Annotated in this window: 19 protein-coding genes; all 19 read left to right on the plus strand. The window is 45.8% G+C overall.

Annotation, left to right across the window (positions count from 1 at the left end):
- Positions 1–148: 148 nt before the first annotated feature.
- The 19 genes from sleB to miaB all read left to right on the plus strand — a co-directional run bounded on the left by sleB (position 149) and on the right by miaB (position 19,384).
- Complete coding sequence (gene sleB, locus MKX40_RS11490; protein ID WP_339241662.1) at positions 149–979, plus strand: spore cortex-lytic enzyme; 831 nt, start codon at positions 149–151, stop codon at positions 977–979.
- Positions 980–1,105: 126 nt separating this feature from the next.
- On the plus strand, positions 1,106–2,386 hold the full coding sequence (locus MKX40_RS11495; protein ID WP_339241663.1) for a pitrilysin family protein: 1,281 nt from the start codon (positions 1,106–1,108) through the stop codon (positions 2,384–2,386).
- Between the two features lie 3 nt (positions 2,387–2,389).
- A complete protein-coding gene (locus MKX40_RS11500) occupies positions 2,390–3,670 on the plus strand; it encodes a pitrilysin family protein (protein ID WP_339241665.1) in 1,281 nt (426 codons plus the stop codon).
- A 1-nt stretch (position 3,671) separates the two neighbouring features.
- Positions 3,672–4,442 carry a 3-oxoacyl-ACP reductase FabG gene (fabG, locus tag MKX40_RS11505; RefSeq protein WP_253433898.1) on the plus strand — a complete coding sequence of 257 codons (771 nt, stop codon included), beginning with the start codon at positions 3,672–3,674 and terminating at the stop codon, positions 4,440–4,442.
- Positions 4,443–4,605: 163 nt separating this feature from the next.
- Complete coding sequence (locus tag MKX40_RS11510; protein WP_017689119.1) at positions 4,606–4,869, plus strand: DUF3243 domain-containing protein; 264 nt, start codon at positions 4,606–4,608, stop codon at positions 4,867–4,869.
- Positions 4,870–5,066: 197 nt separating this feature from the next.
- Positions 5,067–5,834 carry a DUF3388 domain-containing protein gene (locus tag MKX40_RS11515; RefSeq protein ID WP_036609270.1) on the plus strand — a complete coding sequence of 256 codons (768 nt, stop codon included), beginning with the start codon at positions 5,067–5,069 and terminating at the stop codon, positions 5,832–5,834.
- A gap of 66 nt (positions 5,835–5,900) precedes the next feature.
- Positions 5,901–6,950, plus strand: coding sequence for a RodZ domain-containing protein (locus MKX40_RS11520; protein ID WP_339241668.1), 1,050 nt, complete (start codon positions 5,901–5,903; stop codon positions 6,948–6,950).
- A 73-nt stretch (positions 6,951–7,023) separates the two neighbouring features.
- On the plus strand, positions 7,024–7,188 hold the full coding sequence (locus MKX40_RS11525) for a hypothetical protein (protein WP_167350848.1): 165 nt from the start codon (positions 7,024–7,026) through the stop codon (positions 7,186–7,188).
- Between the two features lie 154 nt (positions 7,189–7,342).
- Positions 7,343–7,834, plus strand: coding sequence for a YajQ family cyclic di-GMP-binding protein (locus MKX40_RS11530; protein WP_253433904.1), 492 nt, complete (start codon positions 7,343–7,345; stop codon positions 7,832–7,834).
- Positions 7,835–8,154: 320 nt separating this feature from the next.
- Positions 8,155–8,742, plus strand: a complete 588-nt coding sequence (gene pgsA, locus MKX40_RS11535) for a CDP-diacylglycerol--glycerol-3-phosphate 3-phosphatidyltransferase (RefSeq protein ID WP_062833849.1) — start codon at positions 8,155–8,157, stop codon at positions 8,740–8,742.
- A 108-nt stretch (positions 8,743–8,850) separates the two neighbouring features.
- Positions 8,851–10,107, plus strand: coding sequence for a competence/damage-inducible protein A (locus MKX40_RS11540; RefSeq protein WP_339241671.1), 1,257 nt, complete (start codon positions 8,851–8,853; stop codon positions 10,105–10,107).
- A gap of 243 nt (positions 10,108–10,350) precedes the next feature.
- Complete coding sequence (recA, locus tag MKX40_RS11545) at positions 10,351–11,415, plus strand: recombinase RecA (protein WP_062833851.1); 1,065 nt, start codon at positions 10,351–10,353, stop codon at positions 11,413–11,415.
- 274 nt (positions 11,416–11,689) lie between these two features.
- Entirely contained in the window at positions 11,690–12,427 is a 738-nt protein-coding gene (locus MKX40_RS11550; protein WP_339241674.1) for a regulatory protein RecX, read from the plus strand.
- 310 nt (positions 12,428–12,737) lie between these two features.
- Complete coding sequence (gene rny / locus MKX40_RS11555; RefSeq protein ID WP_036670418.1) at positions 12,738–14,279, plus strand: ribonuclease Y; 1,542 nt, start codon at positions 12,738–12,740, stop codon at positions 14,277–14,279.
- A 215-nt stretch (positions 14,280–14,494) separates the two neighbouring features.
- Positions 14,495–15,289 carry a TIGR00282 family metallophosphoesterase gene (locus MKX40_RS11560; RefSeq protein ID WP_145146946.1) on the plus strand — a complete coding sequence of 265 codons (795 nt, stop codon included), beginning with the start codon at positions 14,495–14,497 and terminating at the stop codon, positions 15,287–15,289.
- Between the two features lie 117 nt (positions 15,290–15,406).
- The gene (locus MKX40_RS11565; RefSeq protein ID WP_007430104.1) at positions 15,407–15,667 is read left to right on the plus strand and encodes a stage V sporulation protein S; all 261 of its coding nucleotides are present in this window, start codon (positions 15,407–15,409) and stop codon (positions 15,665–15,667) included.
- Between the two features lie 91 nt (positions 15,668–15,758).
- On the plus strand, positions 15,759–16,748 hold the full coding sequence (locus MKX40_RS11570; RefSeq protein WP_339241677.1) for a dipeptidase: 990 nt from the start codon (positions 15,759–15,761) through the stop codon (positions 16,746–16,748).
- A gap of 194 nt (positions 16,749–16,942) precedes the next feature.
- The gene (locus MKX40_RS11575; protein ID WP_017689107.1) at positions 16,943–17,515 is read left to right on the plus strand and encodes a phosphate propanoyltransferase; all 573 of its coding nucleotides are present in this window, start codon (positions 16,943–16,945) and stop codon (positions 17,513–17,515) included.
- Positions 17,516–17,827: 312 nt separating this feature from the next.
- Positions 17,828–19,384 carry a tRNA (N6-isopentenyl adenosine(37)-C2)-methylthiotransferase MiaB gene (miaB, locus tag MKX40_RS11580; protein WP_339241679.1) on the plus strand — a complete coding sequence of 519 codons (1,557 nt, stop codon included), beginning with the start codon at positions 17,828–17,830 and terminating at the stop codon, positions 19,382–19,384.
- Positions 19,385–19,462: the final 78 nt, after the last annotated feature.

A 19,462-nucleotide genomic window follows, 5' to 3' on the forward strand; every position in this document is an offset into this window, starting at 1 on the left:
GGTTGGGGGCTTTTTGTATGCTCTGCAGACTGAAGTTTTGCCATCTACTCCAAAGATCGGATGATTTGGTGCATAGGAAACAAGCAGGCTTGTCATAATAACCTTAGCGATTCTGTTAATCCCACAAGAGAAAGGTAGAGCACAGTCGATGCGAAAAATGAACCTATGGCTTTTCACTGCTATTTTGCTGATATCCGCATTGGGAATCCGTTATTTGCTTCCTGGGAATACAGCAACGGAAAGTTCAGCCGAGCGTACACCGCAGGTAGAAGAAAAGGCCTTGCCTACGTTTAGCAGCAATACAGTGAAATATGGAAGTTACGGTCAGGATGTATATGAGCTTCAGGGACGTCTGAAGTATCTGGGATTTTACAATGGTAAAATCGACAGTAATTTTGGCAGCAGCACATTGAAATCCGTCAAATGGTTTCAATCCGAGTTTGGCATGAAGGCAGATGGGGTGGTTGGAGCTGAAACCAAGCTCAAGCTGTACAATGCGTCAACCAAATGGTCGCCAACAGAACCGCCGCTACACAAGGAATCCTCTGGTGGGGGTGGAGGAAGCAACAACAATACGGCAGATAAAGAGCAAGACAATATGGGATCTGCCAATGCACTCCGTCTCTCCGAGAATGAACTCAAGATTATGGCTAACGCCGTATATGGTGAAGCCCGGGGTGAACCGTTTGAAGGTCAAGTCGCAGTAGCGGCAGTTATTCTGAATCGCGTAAAATCCCCAAGCTTTCCGAGTACACCCTCAGGGGTAATTTTTCAACCCGGTGCATTTACAGCTGTAGCGGACGGACAGATCTATCTAGAACCAAACGCACAAGCCAAGAAGGCAGTTGAGCAGGCCCTGAATGGCTGGGACCCATCCGGTGGTTGTCTCTATTATTTTAATCCCAAGACAGCAACATCCAAATGGATCTGGACCCGTCCACAGGTGAAAACAATCGGGCAGCATATTTTTTGTATGTGATGATGTTGGAAGCAACCAGAAGGCGTGACTTCGGTTGCTTCTTGCCTTTTGAATGGGTTAAAATGGTTGTTACATTTAGCGTAATACGATTGCATGACAAATGACGCCGTAAAGGGGTTTTGACATTTGAATACATCAGGATTCGAACGAGGCAGCAAGAGAGAGTTTCGTATACATGTGCTTCCGACTAAACGTTTCAAAACGTTTGCTATATCGCTATATGCAGGTGTTCCCTTACGAGAAGATACAGTAACCAAAGTAGCGCTGACACCTTTTGTACTACGACGGGGGACGGAGTCCTATCCGGAAACAACGCAATTTCGTGAACAGCTGGAGCATCTGTATGGAGCCGGTTTTGGTTTTGACGTCTATAAACGCGGGGATTATCAGATAGTACAGTTTCGGATGGATACCATTAATGACTCCTTTGTTGGAGGCGATGAGCAGTTGCTGGATCGGTCATTTGCCTTCCTGGGAGAGGTTCTTACCCAACCTGCACAGGAGAACGGACATTTCAGGACGTCGTATGTACAAGCAGAGCGAGAGACGGTTCGGAAAAAGCTGGAGTCCATCGTTAATGATAAAATGCGGTATGCCGCTGAACGCAGTATCGAGGAAATGTGCAAGAACGAGCCGTACCGTCTTCACCCCCTGGGTGAGCGAAAGGATCTGCCCGGGATTGAGCCTGACATACTGACTGCGTCTTATCAGGAGTGGCTGCAACAGGCGAGTATGGATCTGTATGTGGTAGGGGATACGACACTGGAGGAGGTGGAGAACCTTGTTCAACGTCATTTCAATGTAGATCGAACCTCCTCCTCCGATTACCAGGCACAGGCGGCAGTTCGAGGAAATAAGGAAGTAGAGACCGTTGTTGAGCGACTGAATGTGAGTCAAGGAAAACTCAATATGGGACTCCGTACATCGATTACTTATGGAGATCCTCAGTATGCAGCGGCACTCATGTACAACGGGATTCTCGGTGGGTATCCTCATTCCAAACTGTTTGTTAATGTTCGTGAAAAAGAAAGCCTGGCGTATTACGCTTCTTCGCGATATGACGGACATAAGGGCATTGCCACGATTCAATCCGGAATTGAAATCCCTAATTATGAGAAGGCTGTCACCATCATCAAGCAGCAGCTGGAGGAAATGAAAAGCGGTACAATCAGTGATCTGGAAATGTCCCAGACCAAAGCAATGATTCGTAACCTGCTTAAGGAGATGCAGGATTCTGCTTTTGAGATGATCGCTTATGATTTCAATCGACAGTTGTCTGGCAAAGAGAGAACAGCTGAAGAACTGCTAGCTCAGGTAGAACATATTAGCAAGGAAGATGTTCGTGAGGCGGCAGAACAGTTCCGTCTGGATACGATTTATTTCTTGCGGGACGAGAAGGAGGAATAGTCGGTGGAGAGCATTCGGTATGAACATTTGCAGGAGACACTATATTACGAAGTAATGGATAACGGACTGCATGTCTATATTTTGCCTAAACCGGGATTCCAGAAAACGTATGCTACGTTTGCAACCAAGTATGGATCGGTGGATAATCATTTTCAGGTTGAGGGACAGGAAGCAGTCAAGGTTCCGGATGGAATTGCCCATTTTCTGGAGCACAAAATGTTTGAAGAACCCACAGGCGATATTTTTGCAACATTTGCGTCTCACGGTGCCTCAGCTAACGCATTTACGAGCTTCGATCAGACGGTTTATTTGTTTTCAGCGACCGAATATGTGAATGAAAATATACAAACATTAGTTGACTTTGTGCAAAATCCTTACTTCACGGATCAAAATGTGGAAAAGGAAAAAGGCATTATTGGGCAGGAAATTGATATGTATGCTGACAATCCGGATTGGCGAGTTTATTTTGGATTGATCGAAGCCATGTATCAGACACATCCGGTGCATATCGATATTGCAGGAACGGTGGAATCCATTCGTACGATTACCAAAGAGATGTTGTATGAGTGCTATAACACCTTCTATCACCCGAGTAATATGCTCTTATTCGTGGTAGGTGGTGTAGATCCACAGGAAGTGATTGATATGGTTCGTTCGAACCAAGAACAGAAGGATTATAAGCCACAGGGGAGTATCGAACGTTTCTTCGAACCGGAGCCAGAGCGAGTAGGAGAAGCCAGACGGGAAGCAAAACTGGCTGTTTCACTGCCAAAATGTCTCTTTGGATTCAAGGAGACGGACATTGGACTTACTGGAGAAAAATTGTTGCGGCGGGATATGACAACGCAACTGATGATGGATCTTTTGTTTGGTTCAAGCACACGATTATTTCAGAAGCTCTATGATGAAGATCTGATCTCGGACAGCTTTGGACATGAGTATAACAGTTCGCCGCAATATGCGTTTTCAGCTATTGGTGGTGACACGAAAGATCCGGATCAACTGCTGGCACGTATACGTGAAGAAGTGGATGCCATTGTAGAAAAGGGGTTCGAATCCACGGATTTTGAACGTGCACGCAAAAAGAAAATAGGCGGATATTTGCGTATGCTCAATTCTCCGGAGAACATTGCGCATGAATTTACACGTCAGCAATTCCGTGGCGGTGATTTCTTCAATATGCTTCCGCTCTATGAATCGATTACACTGGAAGATGTAAATCTCAGACTGAGAGAGCATATTCGCTGGGATCAACTGGCTGTATCGCTAGTCGTGAGTCCTTGATATGGAGAGGGGAACAGGACAATTGAAGGCAATTGGGGAAATGACTGTACTGGTGACTGGAGCAAGCGGTGGCATCGGAGCCGCTATCGCAGAACGTTTCGCCAGAGTGGGAATGAATGTTGTTATACACTATATGAAATCGCATGAGGCAGCGAATGAAGCTGCCAGACGGTGCATGGAACAGGGCAGTGGGAGAATCATGACGGTGTCTGCGGATCTTCGCAGCCGGGAACAGATTGAACGTATGCGTGAGAAGCTGGAGTCACACAATCTCATGCCAGATATCCTCGTGAACAATGCAGGAATCTCGCACTATGGGATGTTGTCTGATGTTACAGAGGAGATCTGGGATGAAGTGATGGCCATTAATCTCAAAGGCACGTTTATGTGTACACAGGAAATGATGCCTCACATGATCTCCCAAAGGTATGGTCGAATCATTAATGTATCGTCGATCTGGGGGCTGTCTGGTGCCTCTTGCGAGGTGTTGTATTCCACAACCAAGGGCGGGGTGAATGCATTCACCAAGGCACTTGCAAAAGAACTCGCACCTTCCGGAGTAACCGTAAATGCTGTGGCTCCTGGCGCCGTTCAGACATCCATGTTGAACCATCTGGATCAGAGTGAACTGAAGATGCTGGAAGAGGAAATTCCGGCAGGAAGACTTGCTCAACCTGATGAAATCTCATCACTGGTTTATTTTCTGGCCCTCCCTGAATCGGGGTATATCAATGGGCAGATTATCAGTCCAAATGGCGGTTGGTTAACGTAAGCAGCAAGTAAACTTGAGTGGCTATGAACGAAACAAGTGAAGGTTGGCCGAGAAGCATCCGTCTTCCGGATTATTTTCAAAATGCTCGTATATAAAATGCTTCGAAAGCACATATTACAACTGTTGATTTTAAATCTCATGCGTCATCTAAGGAGGATTTATCATGTCAACAGAAAAAACAGTGCTCTCCAGCTTTGACACATGGAAGAAGTTCCTGGGTGACCGCGTACTGCAAGCAGAGAAGATGGGGATGAGTGAAGAAACCATCAACAAACTTGCGTATGAAATCGGCGATTTCCTTGATGAGAAAGTCGATCCGGCGAACCATTCCAACCGGGCATTGAAAGAGTTATGGGATGTCGGCGATGCAGATGAGCGTCGTACGATCGCGTGCCTGATGGTCAAATTGGCCAAACAAAACGCATAAGATTACAGATGAAGAGCTCCCGCAAGGGGGCTTTTCTCTAATGATTACAAACGGATTACAGAGCTGTTCTTGTAATTCATTTTCATTTTATATATCATTAACGTGACCCATTTTTAGAAGATGTCTCAGTTTGCTGTCCAGTGGACACGTTCTGTTGCTGTCGAATAATGTGGAATAATGCATTACGGGGTGTTGAAATGGAATCTAAACAATGGTACATGGAATATAAAATACATAAGAACAGACCCGGTTTGTTAGGCGATATTGCCTCTATGCTGGGGATGCTTGAAGTGAATATATTGACCATTAACGGTGTGGAAGGCAAAACGCGAGGTATGCTACTTGAATCGGATGATGATGAGAAAATCCGTTTGCTTGGTGAAATGCTCGGCAAAGTCAACAGCATCACCGTATCGGCTTTGCGTCAACCTAAATTGGTGGATATTTTGGCTGTGCGTCATGGCAGATATATTGACCGTGACTCGGATGATCGCAAGACATTTCGTTTCACACGAGATGAACTTGGGTTACTTGTGGACTTTTTGGGTGAAGTATTTAAGAGGGAAGGCAATCAGGTCATCGGTTTGCGCGGAATGCCTCGTGTTGGTAAAACGGAGTCCATTATTGCGGGCAGCGTATGTGCGATGAAGCGATGGACTTTTGTTTCCTCCACACTTCTTCGTCAGACGATAAGAAGTCAAATGTCCGAAGACGAATTGAACCCGAACAATGTTTTCATCATTGATGGAATTGTAAGTACGATTCGTTCCAGTGAGCGGCATTACAATTTGTTGCAGGATATTATGTCGATGCCAAGTACAAAGGTTATCGAACATCCGGATATTTTTGTGCAGGAATCCGAATATGATTTTAATGATTTTGATATTATTATTGAATTGCGCAATATTCCAAATGAAGAAATTATTTATGATACGTTTACGGCAAGCTATACCGACGAACTGTAAGGCTCCGTACGGAATCATGGAATAGATTAGCAACAACTCATGAGATAAACATAAGGAGGAGATGGCATGTCTGAACTGGGTCAGCAGTTAAGAGAGGCCCGGCTGCAAAAAGGGATGAGTCTTGACGATGTACAGGAAATGACAAAAATTCGCAAGAGGTATCTAGAGGCCATAGAAGCAGGAGACTATAAAGTGCTGCCGGGTAGCTTCTATGTGCGTGCTTTCATTAAAACCTATGCGGAGACCGTTGGACTGAACCCTGATGAGCTGCTGGAGGGGCACAAAAAAGACGTACCGGCAGAAGAGGCGGAAGCAACGATGGAACCGGTAATACAGAAGCGTTCCAGCCGTCCGGTTGAGCGTAGTAATCGATGGATGTCTGTCGCACTGATGTGGACATTCCCTGTTTTGATTGTAGTACTGTTGTATGTATACGTGGTGTATAACAATGGTGATGAAACGGATAATCAAGGACTTGATTCGGTCAAAATTACAGACAGTCAACAACAGCCTGAAGATAAACCGGATCAGCCTGCCGACAACGGACAGGCATCTAATCCGCCTGCAACAGACTCAGGCACTGATGGTAAGGGTGAAGGCGACGCTGGCGGTAACGGTGGCGGAACAGACACGGAAGGTCAAACTGATGGTCAAACTGATGGCCAAACAGACGGTCAGACGGGAGAAAATCAGGAAGAACCGACAGATAATTCATCGTCTGCTGTAACGGTTGCAGAAGATGGGAAGTCAGGCAATATTACGAACTTCAAAGTTAACGGAAGTGCAGGCAAACCTGTAACGGTTACGATCAAAGCCACAGGTCATAGCTGGCTGGAAGTATACAAGGGCGAGAACTCCAGCGGAGAGAAGTTGGAGTATGGTAACACAGCCGAAGGCGACAGCTATACTTTTGAGCTGGATAGTGCAGGCATGTACATTAAGTCCGGTTACGCTGCAGCGACCACGATTGAGGTTGGCGGGCAAGTTGTAACGGATGGTAAGGCAACCAATCGGATCCGTTTGAAGCTTGGTGAAGACACTGGCAATACTGCTACTTCCACAGGTGCTGAAAATGGTTCAACGGACACTACAGAGGGTACCACTGGTAGCGAATAACCCGGTCAACTGCAGGAGACAATAACTGTGTCTTAACTTGCAGTTAACTTTTGGTGAAGTGAGGTGGATGGCTGTGACAGTCAGCTGGATCGTAACGGGTTTAGGGATCATTGTCAGCCTCCTGGGTTATTATCTGACTCCAAGTGCTTGGGGTTACGGAATATTGGGGTTTGGACTTGCACATGTGCTTTTGGGTGTGCTCGATATGTTCAGACAGCCCAACCGCAGCCGCTATTAGTTGGAAGCTGGACCAGCAAGCATTTTTGGCAGCCACTTCAGGTGGAAGCCAAAAATGCTTTTTTCTTTGTATAGAACAGCTTGAAATTAGACTTTTGCTTGGGGTATCCTCTATAATGTTACAGAACATATGATTAACTGAAAGGGTGACTGTTTTGAGTTCAGAAAATTCATTTGATATCGTGTCCAAAATGGACTTGCAGGAACTGACAAATGCCGTTACACAAACCGAGAAGGAAATTGGCACTCGTTATGACTTCAAGGGCAGCAAGAGCAGCCTGAAACTGGATAAGGATGCGTTAACAATCGTATCTGATGATGAGACCAAACTTAAGGCTGTCATTGACGTACTTCAATCCAAAATGGCGAAGCGTGGTCTACCATTGAAAAACATTGATTACGCAAAGGTAGAGCCAGCATCTTCTGGTACTGTCCGCCAGCGCTTGAATTTTAAACAGGGGATTGATCAGGACATCGCCAAAAAAATCAATATTCTGATTCGGGATTCCAAGTTGAAAGTGAAGAGTCAGATTCAGGGAGACCAGCTACGGGTAACGGGTAAGAGTAAAAATGATTTGCAAGCAGTCATGCAGCTGTTAAATGGTGCCAACCTGCCTCTGGATTTGCAATATACAAATTTCAAGTAATAAGACCTTCTTGTAGCAGAAGTGTTTTTTGACATGGTATTAGGCGTATATTATACTAAGTGTGCATTGCTGGCAGTCATGCATCAAGTCCAGTCCTCATCGTTTGCTGACTTTGTGAAAAGCAGTACATCTTCTGGAAGTCACCGGAACGTTTAAAGCGGTTTTGCTTTTGAGCGGTTGACTTATTTTTTTGCGTTTCTACATAGTGGGATCATGTTAATATGGATTGACATTGAAAATGTACATTTCATGTTCCGGATGATGATAACGGGATTATGATGATTGTTTGGAGTAATGGAGGATATGAGGGAGGGCGTCTTGTGAATTTACCCAACCGGATTACGCTTGCACGAATTTGCTTAATCCCTTTTTTGATGGTGTTCCTGCTCGTGGATTTTCCATTTTATCCAGAGCCGTTGCAGCTTGGAAGCTTTTCGCTTCCGTATAATCAACTGATTGCTGCTGTTATTTTTATCATCGCCGCAAGCACAGATGGAATCGACGGATACCTTGCGCGGAAAAATAACATGGTTACCAATCTAGGAAAACTGCTTGATCCGCTCGCAGACAAGCTGTTGGTTACTGCAGTTTTGATCTCGCTCGTGGAGATGGGCAAGCTGGATTCTTGGATTGCAGTGGTTATTATTAGTCGTGAATTTGCAGTTACCGGCTTGCGCCAAATCGCATTGCTGGATGGTTCGGTTGTTGCTGCGAGTGCCTGGGGCAAGCTGAAGACGGTAGTGCAGATTGTGGCAATTGTGTTGTTGCTGTTGAACAATTTCCCGTTCTCATACACGGGTATTCACGTCGATATTATCGCAGTATGGGCAGCAGCGCTTATTACCATCTGGTCGGGTATCGATTACTTTATCAAAAACAAAAACCTGCTTCATTTAACAAAAGCATAATAGTTGGTTCTAAAAATGGGTAATCATGAAGGAAGCATTGGGTCAGGGGCAATAGGAAATTATCCTATTGCCCTTTGATCACTCACCACATGTACAGGAGGATGCTCAATGAAGGCAGAAATCATTGCAGTTGGCACAGAGCTACTGCTTGGACAAATCGTCAATACCAATGCCAGATACCTATCCCGTGAATTGGCTGCGATGGGGATCGATGTATATTTCCAAACGGTGGTTGGGGATAACCTGAACCGACTTAGTGAAGCTATTCGCATTGCACAGGGCCGTGCTGACGTTATTTTATTTTCCGGTGGCATCGGACCCACTCAAGATGATCTGACCAAGGATGCGCTCGCAGCTGTTCTTAACCGAAAACTGCATACGGATCGAATGGCGATGGATAAAATTGAGAGCTTTTTCAGAGATCGTAATGTGGACATGACAGAAAATAACCGACGTCAGGCAATTGTTATTGAGGGTGGGACACCTCTGGCCAATGAAACGGGTCTTGCGGCAGGAAATGCGATTTCTGATAATGATAAACATTATGTTGTGATGCCTGGACCACCCAAAGAGCTAATTCCAATGTTTGAACAGGAAGTCAAGCCTTGGCTGTTCCAGCATGTGCTTACAGAAGAAATGCCGATCTATTCCCGAATGCTCAAATTCGCAGGTATCGGTGAATCTGCTCTGGAGGATCGACTGCTGGATCTGATTGACGCGCAGACAGACCCTACAATTGCTCCTTACGCGAGCGAAGGCGAAGTTACGGTACGTGTCTCCACTAAGGCTACGAGTGAAGGAGAGGCGAAGCTGAAGCTGGATGCGATGGAGGTTCAGATTCGGGAGCGTTTGACAGAACATCTCTACGCGAACGAGGATGTGCCTATAGAGTACACAATTGTAACCATGATGTCTGACATGGGGCTGACGCTTAGCGCTGCTGAGAGCTGTACAGGAGGTCTTGTCATGCAAAGTCTGACTTCTGTACCGGGAAGTGCTTCAATGCTCAAAGGTGGAATTGTTTGTTACTCCAATGAGATTAAGGAAAAGCTGCTAAATGTGCCTCATGATTATCTGGAAGGTGAAGATGCACCTGGAGCGGTAAGTCCTGAGGTTGCAAAAGTGCTTGCTGAGCAGATCCGCATGATTGGCGATGCTGATTTTGGCTTGGCTGTTACCGGTGTAGCTGGACCGGGATATTCGGAACGCAAGCCACCCGGACTTGTCTTCATCGCTCTGGCTGAACGTGGAAAAGAGACGGAAATTCATGAACTGCGTATTAATGGTAATCGCGAGACTGTCCGCATTCGTTCAGCCAAAGCGATTCTCTATCGCTTATGGCAAAAACTTGTGGCGATGGATTGATTAGTTAATAGCTTCGATTGCATTTGAAGCTCTAAAGAAGTATAATTAAGGAAGACGGAAGAACCGCAGAATTAGGCTTTACAGCCTTGTTTACGGTTCTTTTTTCTGTTTAATGGAAAGTTTCTTTGAGGAAGAGGCGCCTCGGCCTTTACAAAAAAAACGAATGTATGTTCGAAAAAAAGCTTGGCAAACGTGTTAAAACAAGGTATCATTATCTTATAAACAGTAAAGGGTGTGAGCTTATTGTCAGACCGTCGTGCCGCGCTTGATATGGCGCTCCGTCAAATAGAGAAGCAATTTGGTAAAGGATCCATCATGAAACTGGGTGAGTCCACTCATATGAATGTGGAAATTATTCCCAGTGGTTCCTTGGCTTTGGATATTGCATTAGGAACAGGCGGCTTGCCTAAAGGCCGTATTGTTGAAATATATGGACCTGAATCTTCAGGTAAAACAACTGTCGCATTGCATGCGATTGCTGAAGTACAACGTGTTGGTGGACAAGCAGCCTTTATCGATGCTGAGCATGCTCTTGATCCTCAATATGCAAGTAAATTGGGCGTTAACATTGACGAATTGCTTCTATCTCAGCCAGATACGGGTGAGCAAGGGCTGGAAATTGCAGAAGCTCTTGTACGCAGTGGTGCAGTAGATATCGTCGTTATTGACTCTGTAGCTGCATTGGTTCCAAAAGCAGAGATTGAAGGCGAAATGGGTGATTCACACGTTGGTTTGCAAGCGCGTTTGATGTCTCAGGCGTTGCGTAAATTGTCTGGTGCAATCAGCAAATCCAAAACAATCGCAATCTTCATCAACCAGCTTCGTGAGAAAGTCGGCGTTATGTTTGGTAACCCGGAAACAACACCTGGTGGTCGTGCTCTGAAGTTTTATTCTACGGTACGTCTGGATGTACGTCGTATTGAGAGTATCAAATCAGGCAATGACATGATTGGTAACCGTACTCGTATTAAAGTTGTGAAAAACAAAGTGGCACCTCCGTTTAAACAAGCGGAAGTGGATATCATGTATGGCGAGGGTATTTCGAGAGAAGGCAGTATCATTGATATTGGTACTGAGCTGGACATCGTTAATAAAAGTGGTGCTTGGTACTCTTACGAAGGTGAGCGTTTAGGACAAGGCCGTGAGAACGCGAAGCAGTTCATGAAAGAGCATAAAGATATTGCTGAAATCATTGAACAAAAAATTCGGGTAGCTAGTAACTTGACTACCGCAGTTCCTGCGCCAACGAGTGAAGAGCAACAAAAAGAAGCAGAAGAAGAACAAGAATTGTTTGAAATCAACGAGTAATCTCTCAAAGCCTCCCTTGCTGGGAGGCCCTGAGGGTGTTTCCCACTGGGCTCCATAAACTTATCTGATTGAGCTTGGATCAATCTGGATAAGTGGATTGTAGTGGGACTGCTCTTGCTGTCCAACAGCCCCTGTCCCAATGGACAGGGGCTGTTGGCACGCTACTGTGGAGACAAAGGCCGGGCTGAGTTCCCGGCCTTTTGTATTAGCATTCTTTATGTGAAGATGTGCTTGATGTAGTCAGAATGAACATGATGTGAAAGGGGAGACCTGAATGGATCAACATGACGAGGATTTATATGAAGAAGCAGAACAGGATGGCCTATCCCAATTTCCGGACAACGAAGAACTTATAATTACGCGTGTAGAACGGACAAAGCACAGGCAAGCTCGTTATCGAATCTCTTTTGGCATCCACTCCATAACGGTTCTTGAAGATGTAATGATTAAATACAGGATGACTCAAGGCAATACGTTTATGAAGAAGGATCTGGAAGAAATCATTGTAGCTGACGAGCGACAGCGGACGTATACACAGTCTCTACGTTTTTTGGAACATAAGCCGCGTACACGACATGAATTAAGTCAGAAACTTCGTCAAAAAGAGTTTGCTGCACCTTTAATTGAAGAGACGCTGGATCGACTTGAGCGCGAGAATTTGGTGGATGATGACCTATTTGCGAAGGAATGGACAAGACAGCGTATGGAGGGCAAGCGGAAGGGAAAACTGTGGATAAGGCAAGAGCTCCGTCAAAAGGGCATTGCCAATGATCTTATTGTTGAAGCGCTGGAAGGTGTCAGTGCGGATGCGGAATTTGAGACTGCATTGAGTGCCGGACGAAAAAAATGGAATCAGGTCAAAGGGGACGTCAAAGAGAAGAAAAATAAAACGCTCCCCTTCTTAATGAGACGTGGTTTTTCAATGGATATGGTGCGCCGGGTCGTGAATTGTTTAATTGAAGAAGATGAGGCTGAAGACGCCGAAGATGACGAAGCGTTGTTATGGGATTAGCAGACTAGAGTCTCCATACTGCATTCTCTTGACAATTTCTTTCGTCAAATACTAAAATGGACATGAGTCTGTAAGAAATGGACAACCCTTTTTCCTTCCAAAAAAGCGGTTTCGGTTTCTTAAGATTTATACCATTCTTAATTATGGGTTCGCTGGAAACAGTGAATAGTACGTGGAAACATGTACATGTGAAATGAAAATCGGCGGGGGATCGCCGTGAGTATTCGTTATTCCCAAAAATATGTAAGGTTTGAAAACTGCAAATTGACCCAAGGAATGCCTTGGAGGAACCAACGAGGAGGTGAACAGTATGGAAATTGCAATCACGATCGCTCTCGTTGCAGCCGCGCTATTCATTGGGTTCGGAGTAGGATATTTTATTCGCAAATCTCTTGCAGAGGCTAAAATCTCTAGTGCGGAACAAGCTGCCGTACAAATCGTGGAGAACGCGAAGAAAGAGGCAGAAGCACTGAAGAAAGAAACAGTGCTGGAAGCGAAGGATGAAATCCATCGCATTCGCGCTGAAGCTGAAAAAGACACTCGTGAACGTCGGAATGAAATTCAACGACAAGAAAGACGATTGTTGCAAAAAGAAGAGTCGCTGGATAAAAAATTGGAATCACTCGAACGTAAAGAAGAGCAAGTGGCTAACAAAGAGAAACGAATTGATGAGACTCAGCAGCAGATCGAAATGATCTACAAAAACCAGGTGACAGAGTTGGAACGTATATCCAACCTCACTATGGAAGACGCACGCAGTATCATACTGTCCAACGTAGAACAGGAAGTTCGTCATGAGACGGCTCAAATGATCAAGGACATTGAACAACAAGCGAAGGAAGAAGCGGACAAAAAGTCCCGCGAGATTATTACACTCGCCATCCAACGTTGTGCGGCTGACCACGTAGCGGAAACAACGGTATCTGTTGTTACCCTGCCGAATGAAGAAATGAAAGGCCGGATTATCGGTCGTGAAGGACGTAACATCCGTGCGCTTGAAACCCTTACAGGGATTGACCTCATTATCGATGATACGCCAGAAGCTGTTATTCTGTCGGGCTTTGACCCGATTCGCCGTGAGATTGCCCGTACTGCCCTGGAGAAACTGGTGGCTGACGGACGTATTCACCCGGCACGGATTGAAGAGATGGTTGAGAAATCCCGCAAAGAAGTGGATGAGCGCATCCGTGAATACGGTGAGCAAGCTACCTTTGAAGTTGGCGTGCATGGTCTGCATCCGGATCTGATCAAAATTTTGGGCCGGTTGAAGTTCCGTACAAGTTATGGTCAGAACGTCTTGAAACATTCGATGGAAGTCGCTTATCTGGCTGGATTGATGGCTGGCGAACTCGGAGAAGACGTAACTCTGGCAAGACGTGCAGGTCTATTGCATGACATCGGTAAAGCGCTGGATCACGAAGTGGAAGGATCACACGTCGAAATTGGCGTGGAACTGGCGAAGAAATACAAAGAACATCCGGTTGTAATCAACAGTATCGCGTCCCATCACGGAGATTGCGAAGCGACTTCGGTCATTGCCATGTTGGTTGGTGCAGCAGATGCACTCTCCGCAGCAAGACCAGGCGCACGCCGCGAAACGCTGGAAACGTATATCAAACGACTGGAGAAGCTGGAAGAGATTTCGGAATCCTTCGAAGGTGTCGAGAAATCGTACGCCATTCAGGCCGGACGCGAAGTTCGTGTTATGGTACAGCCTGAGAAGATCGATGATGCTGAAGCCTTCCGTCTCGCCCGTGACATCACGAAGATGATTGAGAATGAACTCGACTATCCGGGTCACATCAAAGTCACCGTCATCCGGGAAACCCGTGCGGTTGAATACGCAAAATAGAGCAATACGGAAAAGTGGCCGCGTTAATGGGCCACTTTTCCTTTTGATAGCCTCTTAAAGTGTGTTTTCAAAAAGAGGCTAGGCTTTTTCGGCTGAATTCCATATTCGTCAAAGGCTTTTTGTATAAATACACATCTTGGAACAAGAGATAGAGTCCTGCAAAGGTTCAACATTCGAAAAAGAGAACTTTGCAGGAATTGAGGAGGCAGTAATCAGTGAAAGTTTTGTTTATTGGTGACATTGTAGGCAACGTGGGACGTAAGGCATTAAAGGAAAATCTACCGTACCTGAAATCGAAGTATAAGCCACATGTGGTGATTGTGAATGGTGAAAATGCGGCAGCAGGTCGCGGTATTACCGGGGCAATTGCAAATGAGTTTTTCAACTGGGGTGTACATGGTATTACACTTGGTAATCATACTTGGGACAATAAGGATATTTTTGATTTTATAGATGATGAGCCTCGCATGATTCGTCCAGCGAACTTTCCACCAGGCACACCAGGACGAGGATACACGGTTGTCAAAGGGGAAGGGAAAGAGCTGGCCATTGTCAATCTGCAAGGAAGAACGTTCCTGCCTGCTCTGGATTGCCCGTTCCGTGTAGCTGATGAGATTGTTGATGAGCTGCGTCAGGACTATAAATGTATTCTGGTCGATATGCATGCTGAAGCGACGTCAGAGAAAATTGCCATGGGATGGCATCTGGATGGACGTGCGTCTCTCGTTGTAGGTACACATACACATGTACAGAGTAACGATGATCGGATTTTGCCTGGAGGAACGGCATACTTGACGGATGCGGGCATGGTAGGGCCGCGTGACGGCATATTGGGCATGGAGCGTGAGGCCGTGCTGCGCAAGTTCTACACCCAGCTCCCGGTACGTTTCGTTGTGGATGATGGCAAATGGCATTTCCATGGTGTGTTTGTTGAAATTGATGAAGCTACAGGTGCGGCAACACGCATCGAAAAAATTCGTCTGATGGAGGACGAGTGGCGCATGGAATAGGGGTATTGTCCCATTTTGCAGGGAAACCCGTCTAAAAAGAAGGAATTTTTTTGCCTCCCGCGAATAACATCTAGTAAGTGGAAACAAACTTTCAACATTCCCAGGGAGGTACTTACCATGGATGTATTAAAAGTTTCAGCAAAGTCCAATCCTAATTCTGTAGCCGGCGCTCTTGCAGGGGTTCTTCGTGAACGTGGAAATGCTGAACTGCAGGCAATAGGAGCGGGAGCACTGAACCAAGCCATTAAAGCGGTAGCGATAGCCCGGGGATTTGTAGCACCAAGCGGAGTTGACCTGATTTGTATTCCAGCTTTTACAGACATTGTGATCGACGGCGAGGACCGAACGGCCATTAAGCTGATTGTGGAGCCCAGATAATACATGCAGTATGCATTGAACCTGTTTACGATGGATGTAGACAGGTTTTTTTGCGTTTTCTTCGCAATAAAATATTGAGGAGGGTTTGTCCATGTCTGATTGGCGTGTAGCTGATTTTCACTGTGATGCACTGAGCAAAATTTTGATGCAGCCTGCTCTTTCTTTTGAAGATGCTCCAGAACTGGATGTGAATTTGCAACGCTTGAAAGAAGGGAAGGTAGGGTTGCAGGCGTTCGCCATCTATTTACCCGAAGTACTTGGCAGAGGCAAGTTTGAACATGTGATGGGGCAGTTGGAGATTTATCGTAGTCGTGTAGAGAGAAGTCAGGGGCGGCCTAGCGGCACACAGACGTTGTTATGGCGTGAGCAGGTGGCTCAGGTGGAGCAAACAGAGGGTACGTGGGGATTAATCACACTGGAGGGTGTGGATGGTCTGGAGGGCAACCTGTTCTATCTGGAGTTATGTTATCAGATGGGCGTTCGAATCATTGGACTAACGTGGAATTATGCCAATTGGGCGGCTGACGGAGTCATGGAGAAGCGTGGGGCGGGTCTGACCGAGAAAGGGAAAGAACTGGTGCGCCAGTGTAATGAAATCGGAATGCTGTTGGATGTGTCGCATCTGACGGAGAAAGGGTTCTGGGAACTGGCTGACTTGAGTAAGCGTCCTTTTATCGCCTCCCATTCCAACAGCTATAGCGTATGTCCCCATGTGCGCAATCTGAAAGATGATCAGATCCAGGCCATCATTGCCCGGGAAGGGCGGATCGGACTGACGTTTGTTCCCTGGTTTGTTAAACAGGAGGGGGAAGTGCTTATAGAAGACTTGCTGCCTCATATCGAGCAGATCTGTTCTCAGGGCGGACAGAACCATCTGATGATGGGGTCTGATTTTGACGGAATCTCAACGTATATTCAGAGACTTGAACACTCGGGGCATTATCCAAGACTGACGGAACTCCTGCTCAAACATTATGATGAACATTTAGTGCGCGGCTGGTTGTGGGGGAATGCGATGAGTTATCTGAGGGAACACTTGCCAGAGGGAAATCCTAAAATAAAGGGGGCTTCCGTGAAATAGTAAAGTGTTCTGTGGGACAGAATGGGTTGAATAAAGCTTGTTTTCCAAATAAAGGAGGGGAATGATGGTGAAATAAGTGTATTTCATGAATTTTCACCAGTTCGTTTTCATTTCACTCCAAAAAGGGGTATAATACCATTGGATTGTTAAGAGCCTGAGTTCAGGCCATAGATAAACAAGGAGTGAAATTTACAATGAGTAAAACAGTACCTGTGGGCGTATCTGCCCGTCACATTCATGTATCCCAAGAGCACGTTGAAATTTTGTTTGGCAAAGGTTATGAACTGACTGAATTTAAACCTCTGTCCCAGCCTGGCCAATACGCTGCTAACGAAACTGTAGCGGTCATTGGTTCGAAAGGACAGTTTGATAAAGTGCGTATCCTTGGACCTGTTCGCCCTGAAACGCAACTGGAGATCTCCATGACAGATTCATTTGCGATTGGTGTTAAAGCACCTGTTCGTGAATCTGGAAGCATTGAAGGTACACCAGGAATCACGATTAAAGGTCCTGCTGGCGAAGTAACGATCGATAAAGGTGTCATCGTAGCTGCTCGTCACATTCACTTCCATACTTCGGATGCTGCTAAATGGGGTATCGAGGACAAACAAATGCTGAAAGTTCGCCTCGGCGGAGATCGCGGTCTGGTACTGGAAAATGTACTGGCTCGTGTATCTGATTCTTTTGCACTGGACATGCATATTGATACGGATGAGGCTAACGCTGCTGGCGCTCGTAATGGCGACACTGCTGAAATCATCGATTAATACCATGGAATAGCTTCAGCAGCCTACTAGGGCAGTCTGAATAACGTATAAACCTGAGCACAGCCATTAAGGGCCGGTTAATTCCAGCCCTGTTGGCAAAGCTCAGGTTTTTCTGTTTTCTAAGTGTTCATTAGAGCATGGCATGTCTCGGATTATGCGAAGGGACGTGCGGTTTGCATGTGGAACTACAGCCCAATTCATGCTATAATTTGCTGTAATGCTCTTTTAATGTTCCCGGCAAGAAATTCACGTGGAACAGGGATGAATGAACGATTTTTTATTAATTGAGGCTGTAAGGAGTGACCGAAGGAAATGGCTAAAGACTCAAAAAAGGATTACTCCCAATATTTTGATTTCTCCGATGCCAAAGTAATTTCGCAAGATGAATTCAGCAAAAAGATAAGAATCCGGGGTCGTGAGATTAACATCAAATCGGAACCTAATCATCGTCAGGAGAAACAGCGGGGCAAGGAAGACGTCCAGGTGTTATACGAAAATGCCGTTCCCGATGAACTGAAAAACATAGGGAAAGGCAAACACTATATTGTATATACGTATGGATGTCAGATGAACGAGCATGACTCAGAGACCATCAAAGGACTTCTTGAATCAATGGGATATCAGGCTACAGAGGATCGCAAAGAAGCTGATATTATCCTGCTCAATACATGTGCCATACGAGAAAATGCGGAAGATAAAGTATTTGGTGAGCTTGGTCACCTGAAAACGCTAAAACTTGAACGTCCGGGATTGTTACTTGGCGTATGCGGGTGTATGTCCCAAGAAGAAGGCGTCGTCAACCGAATCATGCAGAAGCATGGCTTTGTGGATATGATCTTTGGTACACATAATGTGCATCGACTGCCACATCTAATCCAGGAAGCGCTGTTCAGCAAAGAAATGGTTGTTGAGGTGTGGTCCAAGGAAGGCGACATTATTGAGAACCTGCCGAAGAAACGTGAGGGTATGCGCGGCTGGGTGAACATTATGTATGGTTGCGACAAGTTCTGTACATATTGCATCGTCCCGTTTACGAGGGGCAAAGAACGCAGCCGTCGTCCTGAAGATGTCATTGCCGAAGTTAGGGATTTGGCACGACAAGGCTTTAAGGAGATCACTCTACTTGGTCAAAATGTGAATGCGTACGGCAAGGACTTTACCGACCTGAAGTACAGCTTTGGGGACTTGATGGATGCCATTCGTCAAATTGATATTCCGCGAGTGCGGTTTACAACCAGTCACCCACGTGACTTCGATGACCACTTGATTGAAGTGCTGGCCAAGGGCGGAAATCTCGTAGAGCACATTCATCTACCAGTGCAATCTGGCAGTTCGGAAGTACTTAAACGCATGAGCCGCAAGTATAGCCGGGAACACTATCTGAAACTGGCTGACAAAATTAAGAAAGCCATCCCGAATGTTGTGTTGACAACGGATATTATTGTTGGTTTTCCGGGGGAAACGGAAGAACAGTTTGAAGATACACTTTCCCTTGTCCGTGAAGTAGGGTATGATTTTGCCTATACCTTTATTTATTCCCCACGGGAAGGTACACCGGCTGCGGTGATGGAAGACAACGTACCGATGGAAGTGAAGAAGGAACGTTTGAAGCGCTTGAACGAAACAATCAACGTATATAGCCATCGAAGCAATGAAGAACAACGTGGCAAAGTTGTTGAAGTGCTCGTTGAAGGTGAGAGCAAGCGGAATTCCGAAGTTCTGGCAGGACGTACGCGCAGCAACAAGCTGGTGCATTTTGAAGGACCCAAAGAGTTGATCGGTACTTTCGTACAAGTGGAAATCACCGATCCGATGACTTTTTATATTCGGGGCAACCTGCTCTCTGAGCCGGTAGCTGCCAATCAGTAATACACACACCAATAAGATGAATGATTTTTGCACTTAGTGGGGTTGCAGCCGAGCGTAGCGAAGGTGACGGAATCGATT

The organism is Paenibacillus sp. FSL R5-0517, assembly GCF_037974355.1.
GTDB lineage: Bacteria > Bacillota > Bacilli > Paenibacillales > Paenibacillaceae > Paenibacillus.